The organism is Collinsella aerofaciens (assembly GCF_015546965.1).
Taxonomy (GTDB): Bacteria; Actinomycetota; Coriobacteriia; order Coriobacteriales; family Coriobacteriaceae; genus Collinsella; species Collinsella aerofaciens_X.
Map to the genome: position 1 here is coordinate 58,286 of NZ_JADMUF010000009.1, position 18,132 is coordinate 76,417.

Below are 18,132 nucleotides of genomic sequence, written 5' to 3' on the forward strand. Positions count from 1 at the left end.
ATGGCCGAACCCACGCTTTTGCCCGAGCGGCTTCAGTACCGCCCGACCAAGATCGAGCTCGACGAGAGCATCGAGAAGGCCAAGGAGACCCTTCTTAAGAAGATCAAGCGCTCGGTGTACGTCTACCGTGTCGACTGCGGCGGCTGCAACGGCTGCGAGATCGAGATCTTCGGTTCCATCACGCCCGTCTTCGACGTCGAGCGCTTTGGCATCAAGGTCGTGCCCTCGCCCCGTCACGCCGATGTGTTGCTGTACACCGGTGCCGTGACGCGTGCCATGCGCATGCCGGCCCTGCGCGCCTTTGAGGCCGCACCCGATCCCAAGATCGTGGTGTCCTATGGCGCGTGCGGCTGCACCGGCGGCATCTTCTACGACAACTACTGCGTCTGGGGCGGCACGGACAAGATCTTGCCGGTCGATGTCTACATCCCCGGCTGCCCGCCCAGCCCCGCGCAGACCGTCTACGGCTTTGCCATGGCACTTGGCCTGCTGGACCAAAAGCTCCATGCCGAGACCACGGTGGAGGCCGCCGGCGAGCAGGCCGATATCCTGCACCCCGGCGTGCCGTACAAGCTGCGCGTTGCCATTGAGCGCGAAGCTCGCGCCATGAGCGGCTACCGTTACGGCCGCGACTTGGCCAACGAGTTTATGGATACGCTCGAGGGCGCGCCCAAGGGCGATATCCGCGGTGCCATGGCGCTGCTCATCGACAAGCAGGATGATCCTCGCCGCGTTGAGGTGTACTCGGCGTTACAGGATCTGGTGCTGGCCGGAGGTCGCTAGATGGAGCTCACGGACCGCTCTGGTTACTTTGCGGGCCCCGGCATGCTCGGCGGCTCTTTTGGCGATGCCTCGCGCGCAAGCGACGAGGCCGCCGAGGGCGTCGCCGACCCCTGCCTGGGCCATACGCCCGACCAGGTGGTCTTCTATGAGCTCACGCGTAAGTTTGTGGAGACCGAGGAAGACGTTCCCCAGGAGGCCTGCGACGTGCTGTACTACACGCTCGCCGTGGGCCACCACACCGGCGTGCTCGACTGCTTTGAGCCGCGCCTGTCGGTGCCGGTGAACGTGTTCTATTCGCTCGTCGACGCGCTGCCGGAGGGGGAGGCCAAGACCAAGTTCGAGGCCATCCGCTCCTTTGGCGAGTGCCAGCTCGACAAGGCGGCGGTGCCGTCGTTGCTCGAGGCCTGCGACACGCTGCTCGACGATCGTGGTTTTCGCGGTTCGGCCAAGGCCGGCATCTCGGTGTTCGATGACGACTTTGGCCTGCATGCCCAGCAGGTTGCGTTCTTAATGAAGTTTCGCGATCTGGTTGAGCGCGTGCGCGATGTGTCGGGCGTGTATCTGACGGGAAGGTTGCAGTAATGGGTCGCGTTGTAGATGGTCGTGTGAACGGCGCCCCGTTTGCGGGTATCGTGCTCACGGCGGGAAGCGTGCTGCGCGCCGACGATGCCGCCGGCCCCGTGCTCTCCAAAAAGATGGAGGACACGCCCATCGCCGGTTGGTACACCATCGACGGTGGGCAAACGCCCGAGGACGACATCATCGAGGTCAAGCGCGAGCGTCCGCCGCGCCTGGTGTTGGTCGATGCCGCCGACATGGCGCTGCCCGTCGGCGCCATCCGCCTGCTCGACAAACGCGATGTGGCCCGCAAGTCGATGTTTACCACGCATTCGCTTCCTTTGTCGATTCTGATCGAGGAAATCGAACAATCGTGTGATGATATCGTCTTCGTTGGGATTCAGCCGGGCGACACGGAGTTCTACAACCCCATGTCCCCGGAAGTCTTTGACGCCGTCGACGCCGTGTATGACGCCGTGGCCGCCAACGACTTTTCCCACTTTGTCCGCTTGGGGCAGGAGCTATAGGAGCGCTTGTCCCTGCTGATTAGGAAAGAAGTGATTGACATGGCAGATTCCAAGGTGGAGTACCCCGCTCCCGATTGCCTGGCGCCCGCCGCGATCGAGGCCAAGACCGAGACCGCCGGCGTGACCAAGGCTAACCTGCCGGTCGCTAAGGCCTTTCTGTTGGCAATGTTCGCCGGTGCGTTTATCGCCTTCGGCGGCCTGTTCTTTACGGTGTTTTTGAGCGACAGCACGCTGGGCTGGGGTGCCCAGCGCGTCGTGGGCGGCCTGTGCTTTTGCCTGGGCCTGGTGCTCGTGCTGGTGTGCGGCGCCGAGCTGTTCACCGGTAATTCGCTTATGGTCTGCGCGCTCAAGAGCAAAAAGATCACCCTGGTCCAGATGCTCAAGGCTTGGGTCGTCGTGTGGCTTGGTAACCTTGCTGGTGCCCTGTTCATCGTCTTTTTGGTGTACATGGCTGGCATTTACAAGCTCAACGGCGAGGCGGTCGCCAATTCCATGGTGAGCGTCGCCGCCGGCAAGGTGACGGTCGACTGGGTGACGATCTTCTTCCGCGGCATCCTATGCAACATCTTTGTGTGCCTGGCCGTGTGGATCGGTACTGCCGGCAAGACCGTGGTCGATAAGGTCGTTGGCATTCTGCTGCCCATCGCAGCCTTTGTGGCCTGCGGTTTTGAGCACTGCGTTGCCAACATGTACTTTTTGCCCATGGGTGCCGTGATGCATGCATGCGGTTATGGTGCCGAGGTCGCCGGGGCCGATGCACTCAACGCCGCGGGCATTGCGTTTAACCTATCCGCCGCCACGCTGGGCAACATCGTGGGCGGCGCGGTTCTGATCGCGCTCGGCTACTGGTTTATCTACGCCAAGAAGTCCGAGGCGTAAGGTACCGTCTGTTTGACGTTGGGCCTCCCGCGGGGCGTTGCCGTGCGGGAGGCTTTTTGGGTCTGGGGCTCGTTGCCGGGCTGTTGGCCCGTTGTGTTTGGCTTGTGAAAGGGGTAATCGAGATGGCATCTGCTGTGAAGCGTGACGGCGCCGTGGTGACCACATGCGGGGGATGCTATGCCGATTGCGCCTTTGCGGCACGCGTTGAGGACGGTCGCGTGGTGGCCGAGCTGCCGGTGCCGGGACATCCGTGCGCGGCGCGTGCCCTGTGCGCCCGCGGTCGGCATCGCCTGTCTATGCCGTTTGACGAGCGCGACCGCATCGTGCACCCCATGCGACGTCGCCAGGATGGCTCGGGGTTCGATGCGATTTCCTGGGACGAGGCGTTTGCTCAGATTGCCGAGCGCCTTTTGGGGGTTGTTGACGGGCATGGTCCGCGCGCGCTGGGCATGACACTCGGCGTGCCCTCGTTCGACCGCTACTGGGCGTATCGTTTTATGCATGCGCTGGGTTCGCCCAACGTGTACGGTGCCGACGGCGCCTGCGAGGTGAGCCGCCTGACCGGCTGGGAGCACAGCCTGGGCTACAGCCCGGCGTCCGACCTGGCCCACACCGATTGCATCATGTACCTGGGGCGCTCCATCGTGGATTCGTCGACGACGGGTGCAGTCGATGCGCTCAACGATGCGCGTCGGCGCGGGGCCAAGATCATTGTGGTGGACCCGCGGCGCAGCGGCTCGGCCGCGCTTGCCGACCGCTGGCTGCGCGTGCGCCCGGGCTGCGACTTGGCGTTGCTGTTGGGTATTGCCCACGTGATGATTGCCGAGGGCCTGTACGACCACGAGTTCGTGGACCGCTATACCACTGGCTTTGACGAGTTGGCGCAGGCGGCCCGTGCCTGGACGCCCGAGTGGGCCGAGTCCATGTGCGACGTGCCGGCAGATGACATCCGCGCGACGGCGCGCGACCTGGCTGCTGCGGCGCCTGCCGCCGTTGTCGACGCGGGCTTTCACGGTGGCATTGGCATTGCGTATGCCAACAGCACCCAGACGGCGCGCGCTATCTGCCTGGTTGATGTGCTGTTGGGCTGCCTGGGGCATGTGGGCGGTGCGCTCAACCCGCCCACGCCGCTTGTGTTGGGCGACCTCGATCCCGCACGCTTTGCGACGCCGACGGTGCCGCGTGAGCCCAAGTTGGGCTCCGAGCGCTATCCGCTCGTCGATCCGGTGCGCGGCCTGTGCACGACCATCGGCCAATCGATCCTCGCCGGCGACCTGCGTGGGCTCATCGTCTATGCCAGCAACCCTGGTGCGGGTTACGGCAACGCCGATGCGTGGCTTGGCATCTTGCAGCAGCTCGACCTGCTCGTGACGATCGATATTCGCTGGTCTGAGACGGCGCGTGCGTCTGACTATGTGCTGCCTGACGTGACGTATCTGGAGGCCGACCGCGGCGTGGGTACGGTCGTGGGCCGCAACGATGCGCGCGTGTTCTACCGCAGCGCCGTGCTGCCGGTCTTGCATGACGATACGCGTCCCGGCCGGGAGATCTTTGCCGGCCTGGCTGCTGCCTGCGGCGTGGGCGAGTATTTTGACTTTACGCCTGACGACTTGGCGGCTGCCCAGGTGGCTCCGTTTGGGATCGACCTCACTGCGCTCAAGGAGCGCGGTTGGGCAGACACGGGCGTGCCGCTGCCGTCGCGTACGGGCAAGCCGGTGGTTCCGCTCGACGGCGGCAAGATTGCGCTGGCAAACGACGTATGGGAGCGCGCCGGCTTGGGTCGTGTGCCTGGCTGGATTGCGCCCATGGTGGAGCCGGGGCTGGGGATGTTTCGCCTCATTAGCGGCAACCGGCCCTTTGAGTCGCACACTTCGCGCAGACTTGCTGCGGCGGGTGCTGCCGAGGCAGGTTCCGACTTGGACGCCGTGCAGATGAATGCCGATGTCGCCGAGCGCATGGGTATCGCCAACGGCGAGGTCGTCGAGCTGGTGAGCGACATGGGCCGCGACCGCGTACGCGTGGAGACCACGCCCTATCTGCATCCGGCGTGCATCTTTACGTCGGCGGCTCCGGGCGGGCGTTCGTTTGGCGCTGGCGCGGATGGCGCCCAGGCACTTGGCGTCGGCCCGCTCGACCACACGCCGCTGCGCTGGGACCCCATTACGGGCGCCGCGCTCACCCAGGAAAACGCCGTTCTCGTGGAAAAGATTGCTGCGCGCGGGGATAATGACGAGTAATTGACTCAGCCGATGCGTTCGACTGATTTACGTTTGTTTTGAAAGGCCGTACATGAGCGATAGCCAGAACATTTCCGATGAGGTGCGCGCCTGTCTGCGCGCTATTCCCTCCGTCAACGAGCTGCTCGTCGAGTGGCCGGTGGTGAAGGCGGCGGGGGAGACCTGCGACGCGGTGGTGCATGCCGCCGTCACGGCCGAGCTCGACGAGGAGCGCGCCGCCATTCGCGCCGGCGCCGCCCCACGCTCAAAACGCGAGCTGGCGTCGGCTATCGAATTCCGTGCGCATCGTTCTGCGCTGCCGAGCCTGCGTCCCGCCGTTAACGCCACGGGTGTGGTCATCCATACCAACCTGGGCCGCGCCCCGCTCGCGGAGTCGGCCGCCAAGGCCGTGGCGGAGGTCGCGCGCGGGTACAGCACACTCGAGTACGACGTGGACACCTGTTCGCGCGGGTCGCGCAAGGAGCACGCCGCACAGTTGATTCGCTCGCTCACCGGTGCCGAGGATGCGCTGGTCGTCAACAATAACGCCGCCGCGGTGTTGCTGGTGCTGGCCACTCACGCTGCGGGCAAAGAGGTTATCGTGAGCCGCGGCGAGCTTGTCGAGATCGGCGGCAGCTTCCGTATCCCCGATGTTATGGAGGCCTCGGGCGCCAAGCTCGTCGAGGTCGGAGCCACCAACCGCACGCACTTGAGCGACTACGAGCGCGCCATCACGCCCGATACGGCCATGATCCTCAAGGTCCATCCTTCCAACTACCGTATCGAGGGTTTCCACGAGGAGGTAGGTTCTCGGGAGCTTGCGGCGCTTGCTCACAAGCATGGTCTACTGTTCTACGAGGACCAGGGGTCGGGCGCGCTCCTGCCCGATGACATCCTGGTCCGTGGCGGGGAGGAGACCACGCCGGCTTCGGTTTCGGCGGGGCTCGACATCGTGTCGTGCTCTGGCGACAAGCTACTGGGTGCAGCACAGGCGGGCATCATCATGGGCCGTCGCGATCTGGTCCAGGCCTGCGGGTCGCATCCGCTTATGCGTGCCCTGCGTCCGGGCAAGCTCGCACTGGCGGCCCTCGAGGCCACGCTGCGCATCTACATGGACGGTGCCGATGTGGCCCATCGCGACATTCCGGTCCTCAGCATGCTTACGCTTCCTCAGGCTCACCTGGAGCGTCGTGCGCGCAAGTTGCGCGATCTTATGGCGGCGGGGCTCGATAAGGCCGGCTGCCCGTGTGCTGTTGAGCTGGAGATCGTTGAGGAGGCGTCGACTCCCGGCGGCGGTTCGCTGCCTACCGTCGAGCTGCCGACGATGTGCGTTGCCGTACGCCTTGTTGACGAGCACCTGACGGTCGACGCGCTCAAGCGCTCGCTCGTTCAGGACTTCGATACGCCGGTCGTCACGCGCACCTCGCACGATCGCATTCTGTTTGACGTCCGCACGCTCGTGGGCGACCGCGATATCGAGACGGCGGCGTCGACGCTTTCCGCGTGCGTTGCCAAGGCGGCGCGCCGATGAGTGGGGTCGAAGCGTTGGTGGAATGCCCTGTTATCGTTGGAACGGCGGGCCACGTCGACCACGGTAAGTCGGCGCTGATTGAGGCGTTGACCGGCAAGAATCCCGACCGCTTGGAGGTCGAGCGTTGCCGCGGTATGACCGTTGAGCTCGGCTTTGGCGAGTTGGCCCTGCCGAGCGGCAAGATCGTCGGCCTGGTCGACGTGCCGGGCCACGCGCATTACTTGCGTGCCATGGTGCAGGGCGCCACGGGCATCGATGTAGCCGTGCTGGTGGTCTCGGCCGTCGAGGGTGTGATGCCGCAGACCCGCGAGCACGTACATGTGCTGGAGCTGTTGGGCGTCACGCACATGGTGGTCGCGCTGACGATGTGCGACCTGGCTGATGCCGAGATGACCGAGCTTGCCGAGCTCGATGTTGATGACTTTTTGTCGGGCACTGTGTTTGCGGGCGCGCCGATCGTTCCCGTGTCGTCAAAGACGGGCGAGGGGATTGATGCGCTGCTGGCAGCGCTCGACGAGTGCGTGGACGCCTGTTGGGCTGCCTGTCGCGATCGCGCCGAGCGAACCGACGCTGCGCCGCGCCTGCCCATCGACCGCTGTTTTACGATCAAGGGTGCCGGCACCGTCGTGACGGGTACGCTGCACGACGCGCCGGTTGCGGTGGGCGATGAGCTGGTCGCGCTGCCGTCGCGCACGATCTGTCGTGTGCGCGGGATTCAGGTTCATGGTGACACGCAGCGGGCGTTGCCCGGTCAGCGCGTGGCACTCAACCTGGTGGGCGACGGTGTCGCTTCGCTCGATCGCGGCGAGATGCTCGGTGTGGAAGGCCGTTTTGGCCAGACGCTGCGCTTTATGATGACATTGACCTACCTGGGCCGTGAGGGCGCCAAGCCGCGCGTGCTCGAGTCGGGCGCGCGCGTGCACGTGATGGCGGGTACGGCCGAGGTTGTCGGCCGCATTATGCTCATGGAGGGCGAGGCACCTGTGGCGGTGGGCGAGTCGCGTACCGTTCAGGTGCGTCTTGAGGACCCGCTGCCGCTGCGCGCCGGCGACCATGCCGTGGTGCTGTCGTATTCGCCGGTCATGCTCATTGGCGGCGGTCGCGTGCTGCTGTCGCGTTGCCGTCGTTCACGCGAGCTCTCTGCGGGGGAGCGCGCGCTGTATATGGCTCTCGAGGCCGGGGATGTTGCGGGCGCGGTGGACGCGTGGCTGGCGCTGCAGGCGCTGCCGGTTGCGGCTGCCGATGTTGCTGTGGCGCTGGATATGGCTGCCGGAGATGTTGACGCTGCGCTGCGCGCGCTGGTGGGCCAGGGCACGGTGTGTGAGCTTACCGCGGGCGACGTGGCGCTGTACACGAGTACCGCCGCGCTCGACGCCGCGATGGATGCCTTGGCGACGACCCTGTCGGCCATGCACGCGGCGGCTCCCAAGGAGACGGGCTTTACGCCCGGTGCCGTTGCCCATGCTGCCTGGCCTGCTGCCGACGATGCCGTTGCCGCGGCCTTGATTGCCGAGGGCTGCTCGCGCGGCGTTTGTGCTGCCGAAGGCGCCGAGGTGTTCGACCCACACTCCGCAGCCGCCGCTGCGCGTGTGGTGCGAGAGGCTTGCGAGCGGATTGTCGCGCTGCTTGACGAGGCCGGCCTGGACGCACCGGTGCTTCCCGAGGTGGGTGAACAGCTGCAGCTCGGCCGCGACACCATGACGCGTGCCCTGCGCGAGCTTTCGCTCAACCGCTCGATCGTTAAGGTCGAGCGCGACGTTGCCCTGTCCGCTGCCGCCGAGGCCCATGCGCGTGAGCTCGTCGCCGCCGCCATTGAGGCAGCCGGCGGCGCTGCCACCACGAGCGTGCTGCGCGAGGCCCTGGGCGTGTCGCGCAAACGCGCCATCAGCATCTTGGAGCATCTGGACGCCGTACGCTTTACGGTGCTCGACAAGGAGGCCGGCGGCCTGAGGTCCCTGCGCTAGATCGGCCACCCCGCCCCACCTCCTCGGTTGCGGTGGAATAGTTCCTGTTTTCCGGTTGAGATGCCTCTTCCAGGAACTATTCCACCGCAACTTTGAGGGTGGCCAGCTGAAGCTGGCCACCTTGAGCCTTGAATCGGGCTGGTCGCCACGAAAGGGGCCTATCTACTACGTTCAGCCGACTATCCTCAACCATTCCGAAATTCACGAAATTAAAACCGCAGGTAGACGGCTTGCCGATTTTCTAAAAACGCGGGTATGGTCGACCCATGCCGGTCAAACGTAGTAGATGCCCCGTTTTCGTGGCACGACACTGGGGTAGTCTTTTTGGGACGGGGCTTTTTTAGCTACCCTATGTCAAATATGTTTTAAGCTTTGAGGGCTCCGGATGGGGCAGCTAAAAAAGCCCCGTCCCAAAAAGACTACCCTGCTAGTTTGGTAAAATACGACCGCACTTGGGAACGGATGGGCTCCGGTGGGCTCCGCGGTCCTCAAAACCGTTGCGAGGCGTGCAAAACGTCTTGGATGTGTTCGATTCACATACGTTCCCGCCATACGCTACCAGCGCTTTTGTGCTCGCGGTCTTGCTGCGTGCCGCAAAGGCGCTGTTTTGTTTTTGCACGAGCTTTTCGTAGTGCCGCTATTTCGGCGGCGGTATTTAGCTTCGTGCACCGGGTTTTGAGCATGCCGATGGGGGTGGTTTGCCGTATGACTACCGTAAGACGGGCCGATCTTTCTTGTGTCGTCCAGGCGGGCGGGATGTCCTCGCGCATGGGCTGTGACAAGGCACGCATGGCGTTTTGCGGCGAGCCGCTCATCGAGCGCGTGCTGGGTCGGCTGGCTCCAGTTGCCGGCGAGTTAGTCGTGACGACTTCGCGTCCCAGCGAGCTTGTCTATCTTGAGCAGCGCGCGTTTGGCGGTCTGGTGCCGCGAATAGTGTCGGACCTTGAGGGGCCGGCGGGTGCCATGCGCGGCATCGCGAGTTCGTTGGCCGCGGCCCGATTGCCGCTCGTGGCGATCGTCGCCTGCGATATGCCGTTTGTCTCGCCGGAACTCATCGGCGCGCTTGCCGATCGTGTTGAGGCCGAGGCGCTCGACGTGTGCGTGCCGCGCGAGGAGCGGGGGATTGAGCCGCTTTGCGCCGTCTGGCGCCGTGACGCGTGTGCGCCGGTTGCCCAAGAGCTGCTCGCCTGCGACCGCCAGCGTATTCGCTGCCTGATCAATCGCGTTCAGGCTGGTTATATGGATGAGCCGCAAATCGTTGAGGCCGCGAGCTCGACGCTCTGCTTCGAAAACGTCAATACGCCCGAGGAGTTTGCGGCGGCCGAGTTACTCGCCTAGACGATTGGAGTTGCCATGTCTCACGATATTTGTCCCGACACGGGGGAGCCTTGCACTTGCGATGGTTCCGAGCCCTGTACCTGCGGTTGCGGTGGCTGTGGACATACTGCGGAAGAGGAGGCGGCCGCCGCGGCGTATCGTGAGGCACACCGCGAAGGCCCATCCGGTGATGCCCTCGACCACGAGCGCAAGATTATCGTGTCGTTTGACAGCACCTTCGACGTGATGGAATGCGAGCAGCTGTGCCTGGATGCCGGCGTGCCCGGGCGCATCATGCCGCTGCCCGGTTCCATTACCGCAGGTTGCGGCCTGTGCTGGGCCATGCCGTTCTCGGGCGATGCGCTCGCCGCCTTCCGTGCTGCCACCGAAGGCCGCATAACCCCCGCCGACTACCATCAGCTCGTCCTCTAACCACCAACACCATCACATTGGGGACAGGCACCTTTGTGGTGGTTCCATCGTTAAAACCACCACAAAGGTGCCTGTCCCCAATGTGGTGGTTTGGACCACGGGGACGAAACAGCTTCGAAACACGCGATTTGTTCGTCGGGTGCTCAAAAACGCTTCTACCTGCATCGTAATCAAAACGAAACATCCGCTCGTTGGCTTATGCGTAACTTTGCTGCAACAGTGCGATATTATCCATACTCGATAAAGCTCACGGCGCATGGGGCGCCGCGAACGACACCTTTCTTTTCCACCAATTGGAGGAAGCATGAGCTACACGCAGAAAGTTCTCGACGAGCTCAAGGCCCGCTATCCCGAGCAGCCTGAGTTCATCCAGGCCGCGACCGAGATCCTCGGCACCATCCAGCCGGCGCTCGACGCCCATCCCGAGTACGAGGAGGCCGCCCTGCTTGAGCGCCTCGTCGAGCCCGAGCGCATCGTTATGTTCCGTGTTCCCTGGGTCGACGACCAGGGCAAGGTCCAGGTCAACCGCGGCTACCGCGTCGAGTTCAACTCTGCCATCGGACCCTACAAGGGCGGCCTGCGCTTTAACCCGACGGTCACCCTGGGCATGCTCAAGTTCCTGGGCCTGGAGCAGATCCTCAAGAACAGCCTGACCACCCTTCCCATGGGTGGCGGCAAGGGCGGTTCCGACTTTGACCCCAAGGGCAAGTCCAACAACGAGATCATGCACTTCTGCCAGTCCTTCATGACCGAGCTCTATCGCCACATTGGCCCCAACACCGACGTTCCCGCCGGCGACCTGGGCGTTGGCGGCCGCGAGGTTGCCTACCTGTTCGGTCAGTACAAGCGCCTGACCAACGAGTGGACCGGCGTCCTTACCGGCAAGGGCCTCTCCTTTGGCGGCTCGCTCGCCCGTACCGAGGCCACCGGCTACGGCCTGGTCTACTTTGTGGACGAGTACCTCAAGAGCCGCGGCGAGTCCTTCGAGGGCAAGAACGTCGTCGTTCACGGCTCCGGTAACGTCGCCATCTACGCGGTCCAGAAGGTCGCCCAGCTCGGCGGCAAGGTGCTGGCCTGCTCCGATACCCACGGCTGGGTCGAGGATCCCGACGGCATCGACTACACCGTGCTCGAGCACATCTACAACAAGAAGCGCTCCGGCCACGACAAGGGCGTTACGCTCGCCATGTACGTTGACGAGAAGCCCAACGCCGTGTGGCACGAGGGCGACGGCCGTGGCGTTTGGCAGCTGCCCTGCGACATCGCGCTGCCCTGCGCTCGCGAGAACACGCTGCTGCTCGATGACGCCCAGGCGCTCGTCGCCAACGGCTGCAAGGTGGTCGGCGAGGGCGCGAACATGCCCACGACCATCGAGGCCACGACTTACTTCCAGGAGAACGGCGTTGCCTTTATGCCTGGTAAGGCTGCCAACGCCGGCGGCGTGCTCGTGTCCGGCCTGGAGATGAGCCAGAACGCCGAGCACCTGTCCTGGACCTTCGAGGAGGTCGACGGCAAGCTCGAGCAGCTCATGCGCGGCATGTTCCACAACGTGGACGACACCGCCAAGAAGTACGGCGAGGAGGGCAACTTCGTCATGGGTGCCAACATCGCCGGCTTCCTGAAGGTCGCCGACGCCATGCTCGCCCAGGGCGTCTGCTAAACCCTGCCTGACATAGCATATGATAAGGCTCCCAGTCATCTTGGCTGGGAGCCTTTTTCTATGGCGGTGAGGGTCGTGCGTTCTCGTTTGGTACACTTAGAGGTACTGGACAAGTGAAGAGATGGGGGAGAACGTGCTCAAGTTCGGTACCTACGTCCGTGTTGGAAACGCGGCCGAAGCCTATGAGCTCTTACAGAAGAACCGCAACAACAAGATTGTGGGCGGTGGCATTTGGATGCGCCTGGGTTCGCGTCGCGTGGCGACGGCGATTGACCTTTCGGCCTGCGGACTCGATCAGATCGAGGAGACCGAGACCGAGTTTCGCATCGGTGCCATGTGTACCCTGCGCCAGCTCGAGCGCCATGTCGGGCTCAACGCGCTTGTCAACCATGTCTTTGAGTTCGCCGTCCACGACATCGTGGGCGTGCAGCTGCGCAACACCGCCACGGTGGGCGGCAGCATCTATGGTCGCTTTGGCTTCTCGGACGTGTTCTCCGCCTTCCTCGCGCTCGATTCCTATGTTGAGCTGACGGGCGCCGGCCGCGTGCCGCTCGCGGAGTTCGTTGACATGGGCTACGTGCGCGACGTTATTGAGCATGTTGTGGTCGTCAAGCACGATTACCGTGCGAGCTACGAGGCCGTGCGCAAGGCCGCGACCGACTTCCCCTCGCTGAACGTTACCGCCTCCTGGTGGGACGGCTCCTGGCATGTCACCGTGGGTGCCCGTCCGCTGCGCGCGACCCTGCTGCAGGGCGAGGCATGCGGCCTTACCAACGAGCAGCCTTCCGAGGACGAGCTTCGCGCCCTGGCCGCATCCGTGCGCGCGTTGAGCTACGGCACCAACCTGTGGGGCTCGGCCGAGTACCGCCGCCGCATCTCGGCCCCGCTTGCCGTCCAGGCCGTGCGCCGCGCCGCCGGTATCGAGCTTTCTGCCGCGCTTGCTCGCGAGCTCGAGGGCGTGCAGATCCCTAAGTTTGCCACGGACGAGTATTCCTGCCGCCGCGTGCCCGGCGTCGATTCTAGCGAGGTGCGCTAATGGCTGCCAAACTCATCGATCTTTCCTTTACGCTCAACGGCCGCAAGGTCAAGGTTCAGATTGCCCCCGACACCATGCTCTTTGCGCTGCTGCGCGAGCAGGGCTGCGCGTCGGTGCGCTGCGCCTGCGAGACCACTAACTGCGGCCTGTGCACGGTGTGGCTCGACGGCGACCCGGTGTTGAGCTGCTCGGTTCCCGCCGCGCGCGTCGAGGGCCACACCATCACCACGCTCGAGGGCCTTAAGGCCGAGTCCGAGGCGCTTGCCCGCGCAATGGCTGCCGAAGGCGCCGAGCAGTGCGGTTTTTGCGCCCCCGGCCTCATCATGAACGTGCTGGCGCTCGCCCGCGCCGCCAAGGAGGACCCGAGCCTCGTCGCCACGCGCGAGGAGCTCTCGCGCCAGCTCGCCGGCAATCTGTGCCGTTGCAGCGGCTACGAGAGCCAGCTGCGCGCCATCGTGCGCTTCCTCAACGAGTCCGGCGTGCAGGTGGGCTTTGAGATGCCAGAGCTGCCGGTCAATAACACCAGCTCCGACGGTGTCTCCTACAAGCAGATCACTCACAAGCAGCCCAAGAAGGACTCGAAGGCGCTGCTCGAGGGTCGTCCCGTCTACACCGGCGATATGGTGCCCGCCGGTGCGCTCATCGTCAAACTCAAGCGCAGCCCGTATGCGCGCGCCAAGATCCGCTCCATCGATACGTCGCGCGCCCTGAAGGTGCCTGGCGTGGTGGGCGTCTACACCTACGAGGACGTGCCCAAGCGCCGCTTTACCATCGCCGGCCAGAGCTATCCGCAGCCGAGTCCCTACGACCGTCTGATCCTCGAGAATCTCGTGCGCTACCAAAACGAGGAGGTGGCGATCGTCGCTGCCGAGACCGAGGAGGCCGCCGACAAGGCGCTCAAGCTCATCAAGGTCGACTACGAGGTACTCGAGCCCCTGCTCGACTTTACCCAGGCACTTGATAACGACATCGTTGTCCACCCCGAGGGCGACGTGACCTTTATGTTCCCGCAGGGCGGCGACGTCGCTCGCAACCTGGTGTGCAGCGGTACCAGCGATTATGGCGATCTGGACGAGGCCTTCGCCCAGAGCGACATCGTATTTGAGCGCACTTACACCAGCCAGGCCACGCAGACTGCGCCCATGGAAACCTTCCGCGCCTTCGCGACGACCGACGCCTTCGGCCGCATCTCGGTGACCACCTCCACGCAGGTGCCCTTCCACGTGCGCCGCATGGTCGCGCAGTCGCTCGACATTCCGCAGTCGCAGGTGCAAGTCATTAAGCCGCGCATCGGCGGCGGCTTTGGCTCCAAGCAGACGGGTTGCTGCGAGATCTTCGTGGCGTTCGTGACCCAGCAGACCGGCCGTCCGAGCTACTGCTGCTACACCCGCGAGGAGACTATCACCGCGGGCAACTCGCGCCACCAGATGCAGATGACCGTTAAGCTGGGCGCCATGAACGACGGCACCATCACGGCCATCGACCTGCATACGCTGTCCAACGCCGGCGCGTACGGCGAGCACGCCACCACGACGATTGGCCTCTCGGGCCACAAGAGCCTGCCCATCTACAACCATGTGAAGGCGAGCCGCTTTAGCTGGGATGCCGTCTACACCAATACCAACCGCGGCGGTGCGTATCGCGGCTACGGTGCCACCCAGGGCCAGTTTGCCGTGGAGAGCGCCGTCAACGAGCTCGCCGACATGCTGCATATGGACCCCGCCGACTTGCGCCTCAAGAATATGGTGCGCGAGGGCGAGATCATGCCGCAGTACTACAACGAGAAGCTCAACGCCTGCGCGCTCGACCGCTGCCTGCTGCGCGCGATGGACATGATCGGTTGGCGCGACAAGCCGCTGGCCGTCGACCTGGGCGATCGCGTGCGTGCTCTGGGCTGCGCGCTCACCATGCAGGGCTCGGGCATCTCCAACGTGGATATCGCCGGCATCGACATGCGCCTGGAAGAGGACGGCTTCATTACGATTTCGACCGGCGCCACCGACAACGGCATGGGCGTCGATACGATCCTGGCGCAGATTGCTGCCGAGGAGCTGGGCGTGGAGAGCTCGCTCATTGTGGTACGCGGCGTGGACACCGACGTGTCGCCGTTCGATGCCGGCTCGTACGCGAGCTCGGGCACGTACGTGACAGGTCTGGCAGCCAAGAACGCCGCGACCGAGCTGCGTGAGAAGATCTGCGCCAAGGCGGCCCAGATGTGGGACGTGGACGGCGCCGACGTGGTCTTTGACGGCCAGTACGTGCGCCTGTCCGACGAGCGTGCCGCGCGCGAGCAGAACCGCTACCTCACGCTGCGCGACTTCGCTAACCTGTGCGTCAAGAACATCGCGGGCGGCGACGCGCTCACCTCGCACGCCTCTGCCTGCCTGCCCGTTTCGCCCCCGCCGTTTATGGCCGGCATTGCCGAGGTCGAGGTCGACAAGGCCACCGGCAAGGTGACTGTGGTGGACTACGCCGCGGCTGTGGACTGCGGCACCGTTATCAACGAGGCACTCGCACGCGTCCAGGCCGAGGGTGGTATTGCCCAAGGCATCGGTCACGCGCTCTACGAGATCGTCGAGCATGACGACCGCGGCCGCCTGCGCACCGGCAACTTTATGAGCTACAAGCTGCCCACGCGCCTGGATATCGGCAGCATTCGCGTGGCCTTTGAGCCGAGCTACGAGCCGACGGGTCCGTTTGGCGCCAAGTCGATCGGCGAGGTCGTCATCAACACGCCGCTCGCCGCCGTTGCCTCGGCCGTGGCGCACGCCACCGGCCACCAGGTCCGCTCGCTGCCGATCACGCCCGAGAAGGCCCTGCTGGGGGAGTAGCGGGTCAGCGAACAAGTCGTAATGGGCGGGGCGGGGCAACTCGTCCCGCCTTTTGCACTCGTGGTGAGGTCGTGAGCCTGTAAAAGGTCTGCGTGCGCTTGCCGTTCGTATCTGCTATCATTCCTAGTCTGTGCGCTCATGCGGGCGTGGCGGAATTGGTAGACGCGCCAGATTTAGGTTCTGGTGGGATTCCCGTGAAGGTTCGAGTCCTTTCGCCCGCACCAACGCACGCGCGTCGGCTTATGCCTTCGCGACGCTTGTTGCATAAAGGTACCAGCACCTCAGATAAGCTGGGCAGTATGAGGAGGAACGTGTTGAACATCACCGCTTCTGACGTCAAGGACGCCAAGCTCACCGCTACGGTCACCATCCCGGCCGCCGACGTCGACGCCGCGATCAAGAAGGCCTACAAGGACACCGCGAAGAAGTACCGCTTCCCGGGCTTCCGCGCCGGCAAGGCACCCCGTCCGGTTATCGACTCCGCCCTGGGCGCCGAGGCTACCCTCGCTCAGGCCACCAACGACCTGATCGCCGCCAACGAGCCCGCCGTCCTCAACGAGCTGGACATCGTCCCCACCAAGAGCGGTGACTACAAGGAGCTCGACCTCGCCAAGGATCACGAGGACTACACCTACACCGTCGAGTTCTCCCTGCGTCCTGCCGCCGAGCTCTCCTCCTTCGACGCCGTCGAGATCGAGATGCCTCCCGCGGAGGTCACCGAGTCCGAGATCAACAACCAGGTCGAGATGCTCCTCAACTACCGTGCCACCTTCGAGGACGTCGAGGGTCGCGCCGTCGAGGCTGACGACTATGTGACCGTCGACCTCAAGGCCGTCGAGAACGCCGACAACTTCGCCGCCGAGGGCCGCATGCTCATCGCCGGTAGCGACAGCAACCCCAAGGAGTTCAACGAGGCCCTGATCGGTGCCAACGTTGACGACGTCAAGTCCGTCACCTGGACCGACGAGGTCGAGGAGGGCGAGGAGGCCGAGACCCACACCGTCGAGGTCACCGTCAAGGGCATCAAGGTCCGCAACACCCCCGAGCTCACCGACGAGCTCGTCAAGTCCGACTTTGGCTTCGACAGCATCGACGCTATGCGCGACGCCATCAAGATCGAGATCGAGCAGGACAAGGCTTCCCGCCTCCCGGCCGAGAAGGAGAACCGTTGCGTCGCCGCTCTCGCCGAGCGTCTGCAGCTCGACGAGATGGACGCCGACTACGAGCAGTCCGTCTTTGAGGAGCTTGGCCAGAACTTCCTGTCCAACCTCGCTGCCCGCGGCATGACGCTGGACACCTGGCTGCCCGCTTCCGGCCTGACCATGGAGCAGTTCATCGGCGACCTGCACAAGCAGGCCAACGACGTTGCCCGTGAGTCCCTGGCTCTCGACGCCCTTGCCCGTGAGCTCAAGATCGAGGTCACCGAGGACGACATCAACGCCGAGTTCGAGAAGGCCGGCGTCAAGGACGTCGAGGCTTCCAAGGCCGAGTTCATCGCCGATGGCCGCATGCCTGCCGTCCGCGAGTCCATCCGTCGTTCCAAGGCCGTCGACCACCTGGTCGAGAACGCCAAGGTGACCGAGGTCGACGAGACCGCCAAGGACGCCGAGTAATTCTCGCCACCTTGCTCGCGAGCGCATGCATGCGCCCGTGATGGGGTAAAGTTATACACCGGTTATCCGGTTGCTTCGTACGGTGCCAGCCAATGCATAGCATGCGGGCACCGTACGTTTATCTAGAACCAATTTGGTCCGCAAGAGAGAAATGGAGATGCGTATGATCGCTAAGTTCGATTCCGCCCTCGTGCCATACGTTATCGAGCAGACGCCGCGCGGCGAGCGCAGCTACGATATCTATTCGCGCCTGCTCAACGACCGCATCATCTTCTTGGGCGAGGAGATCAACTCCGTCAGTGCCAACCTGGTCGTTGCCCAGCTGCTGCATCTTGAAAGCCAGGATGCCGAGAAGGATATCTCGCTCTATATCAATTCGCCCGGTGGCGAGGTTTACTCCGGCTTGGCGATTCTTGACACCATGAACTTCATTAAGCCGCAGGTCTCGACCATTTGCGTCGGTATGGCCGCGTCCATGGCCGCCGTGCTGCTTTCGGCCGGCGCCAAGGGCAAGCGCTTCTGCCTGCCGCACTCCAAGGTCATGATTCACCAGCCCAGCGGCGGTGCGCAGGGCCAGCAGACCGAGATCGAGATTGTGGCCGAGGAGATTAAGAAGACCCGTCGCGAGCTCAACCAGATTCTGTCCGATGCCTCGGGCCAGCCGATCGAGAAGGTCCAGGCCGATACCGAGCGCGACAACTACCTGACCGCTGCCGAGGCCCTCGACTACGGCCTGATCGACCGTATCGTCACCTCGCGCGACCTCGCCGCGAAGGACGCCTAGG

The 18,132-nt window shown here is 64.2% G+C and carries 14 protein-coding genes and 2 tRNA genes; all 16 read left to right on the top strand.

Going from position 1 to position 18,132, the window contains the following annotated elements; translation table 11 throughout:
- Positions 1-783 (top strand): NADH-quinone oxidoreductase subunit B family protein, encoded by a 783-nt coding sequence (locus I1M21_RS07310; RefSeq protein ID WP_195193049.1) that lies wholly within the window; start codon positions 1-3, stop codon positions 781-783.
- Complete coding sequence (locus I1M21_RS07315) at positions 784-1,365, top strand: formate hydrogenlyase maturation HycH family protein (RefSeq protein WP_195193050.1); 582 nt, start codon at positions 784-786, stop codon at positions 1,363-1,365.
- Entirely contained in the window at positions 1,365-1,868 is a 504-nt protein-coding gene (gene hycI / locus I1M21_RS07320) for a hydrogenase maturation peptidase HycI (protein ID WP_195193051.1), read from the top strand. Before I1M21_RS07315 ends, hycI begins: the two co-directional genes overlap by 1 nt.
- A gap of 39 nt (positions 1,869-1,907) precedes the next feature.
- Positions 1,908-2,747, top strand: coding sequence for a formate/nitrite transporter family protein (locus tag I1M21_RS07325; RefSeq protein ID WP_195193052.1), 840 nt, complete (start codon positions 1,908-1,910; stop codon positions 2,745-2,747).
- Between the two features lie 122 nt (positions 2,748-2,869).
- The gene (locus tag I1M21_RS07330; RefSeq protein WP_195193053.1) at positions 2,870-4,984 is read left to right on the top strand and encodes a molybdopterin-containing oxidoreductase family protein; all 2,115 of its coding nucleotides are present in this window, start codon (positions 2,870-2,872) and stop codon (positions 4,982-4,984) included.
- Between the two features lie 52 nt (positions 4,985-5,036).
- Positions 5,037-6,494: an L-seryl-tRNA(Sec) selenium transferase gene (gene selA, locus I1M21_RS07335; RefSeq protein ID WP_195193054.1), complete on the top strand. Its 1,458-nt coding sequence runs from the start codon at positions 5,037-5,039 to the stop codon at positions 6,492-6,494.
- Positions 6,491-8,458, top strand: coding sequence for a selenocysteine-specific translation elongation factor (selB, locus tag I1M21_RS07340; RefSeq protein ID WP_195193055.1), 1,968 nt, complete (start codon positions 6,491-6,493; stop codon positions 8,456-8,458). Before selA ends, selB begins: the two co-directional genes overlap by 4 nt.
- Before the next feature lie 454 nt (positions 8,459-8,912).
- Positions 8,913-9,009, top strand: a tRNA-Sec gene (locus tag I1M21_RS07345).
- 154 nt (positions 9,010-9,163) lie between these two features.
- A complete protein-coding gene (mobA, locus tag I1M21_RS07350) occupies positions 9,164-9,796 on the top strand; it encodes a molybdenum cofactor guanylyltransferase (RefSeq protein ID WP_195193056.1) in 633 nt (210 codons plus the stop codon).
- A gap of 15 nt (positions 9,797-9,811) precedes the next feature.
- Positions 9,812-10,207, top strand: coding sequence for a putative Se/S carrier protein (locus I1M21_RS07355; protein ID WP_195193057.1), 396 nt, complete (start codon positions 9,812-9,814; stop codon positions 10,205-10,207).
- A 304-nt stretch (positions 10,208-10,511) separates the two neighbouring features.
- Positions 10,512-11,867 carry an NADP-specific glutamate dehydrogenase gene (gdhA, locus tag I1M21_RS07360; RefSeq protein WP_195193058.1) on the top strand — a complete coding sequence of 452 codons (1,356 nt, stop codon included), beginning with the start codon at positions 10,512-10,514 and terminating at the stop codon, positions 11,865-11,867.
- A gap of 133 nt (positions 11,868-12,000) precedes the next feature.
- On the top strand, positions 12,001-12,903 hold the full coding sequence (locus I1M21_RS07365) for an FAD binding domain-containing protein (protein WP_271763103.1): 903 nt from the start codon (positions 12,001-12,003) through the stop codon (positions 12,901-12,903).
- The gene (locus I1M21_RS07370) at positions 12,903-15,734 is read left to right on the top strand and encodes a molybdopterin-dependent oxidoreductase (protein WP_195193060.1); all 2,832 of its coding nucleotides are present in this window, start codon (positions 12,903-12,905) and stop codon (positions 15,732-15,734) included. The genes I1M21_RS07365 and I1M21_RS07370 overlap by 1 nt, the downstream gene beginning before the upstream one ends.
- A gap of 140 nt (positions 15,735-15,874) precedes the next feature.
- Positions 15,875-15,958, top strand: a tRNA-Leu gene (locus I1M21_RS07375).
- An 87-nt stretch (positions 15,959-16,045) separates the two neighbouring features.
- Entirely contained in the window at positions 16,046-17,347 is a 1,302-nt protein-coding gene (gene tig, locus I1M21_RS07380; RefSeq protein WP_195193061.1) for a trigger factor, read from the top strand.
- A gap of 163 nt (positions 17,348-17,510) precedes the next feature.
- Positions 17,511-18,131, top strand: coding sequence for an ATP-dependent Clp protease proteolytic subunit (locus I1M21_RS07385; protein ID WP_022095182.1), 621 nt, complete (start codon positions 17,511-17,513; stop codon positions 18,129-18,131).
- The last annotated feature ends 1 nt before the right edge of the window (position 18,132 follow it).

Bases quoted from the DNA above. Each gene is read 5' to 3' on its own strand.
- I1M21_RS07310 (WP_195193049.1), top strand. From the start codon at position 1: ATGGCCGAACCCACGCTTTTGCCCGAGCGGCTTCAGTACCGCCCGACC.
- I1M21_RS07315 (WP_195193050.1), top strand. From the start codon at position 784: ATGGAGCTCACGGACCGCTCTGGTTACTTTGCGGGCCCCGGCATGCTC.
- hycI (WP_195193051.1), top strand. From the start codon at position 1,365: ATGGGTCGCGTTGTAGATGGTCGTGTGAACGGCGCCCCGTTTGCGGGT.
- I1M21_RS07325 (WP_195193052.1), top strand. From the start codon at position 1,908: ATGGCAGATTCCAAGGTGGAGTACCCCGCTCCCGATTGCCTGGCGCCC.
- I1M21_RS07330 (WP_195193053.1), top strand. From the start codon at position 2,870: ATGGCATCTGCTGTGAAGCGTGACGGCGCCGTGGTGACCACATGCGGG.
- selA (WP_195193054.1), top strand. From the start codon at position 5,037: ATGAGCGATAGCCAGAACATTTCCGATGAGGTGCGCGCCTGTCTGCGC.
- selB (WP_195193055.1), top strand. From the start codon at position 6,491: ATGAGTGGGGTCGAAGCGTTGGTGGAATGCCCTGTTATCGTTGGAACG.
- mobA (WP_195193056.1), top strand. From the start codon at position 9,164: ATGACTACCGTAAGACGGGCCGATCTTTCTTGTGTCGTCCAGGCGGGC.
- I1M21_RS07355 (WP_195193057.1), top strand. From the start codon at position 9,812: ATGTCTCACGATATTTGTCCCGACACGGGGGAGCCTTGCACTTGCGAT.
- gdhA (WP_195193058.1), top strand. From the start codon at position 10,512: ATGAGCTACACGCAGAAAGTTCTCGACGAGCTCAAGGCCCGCTATCCC.
- I1M21_RS07370 (WP_195193060.1), top strand. From the start codon at position 12,903: ATGGCTGCCAAACTCATCGATCTTTCCTTTACGCTCAACGGCCGCAAG.
- I1M21_RS07385 (WP_022095182.1), top strand. From the start codon at position 17,511: ATGATCGCTAAGTTCGATTCCGCCCTCGTGCCATACGTTATCGAGCAG.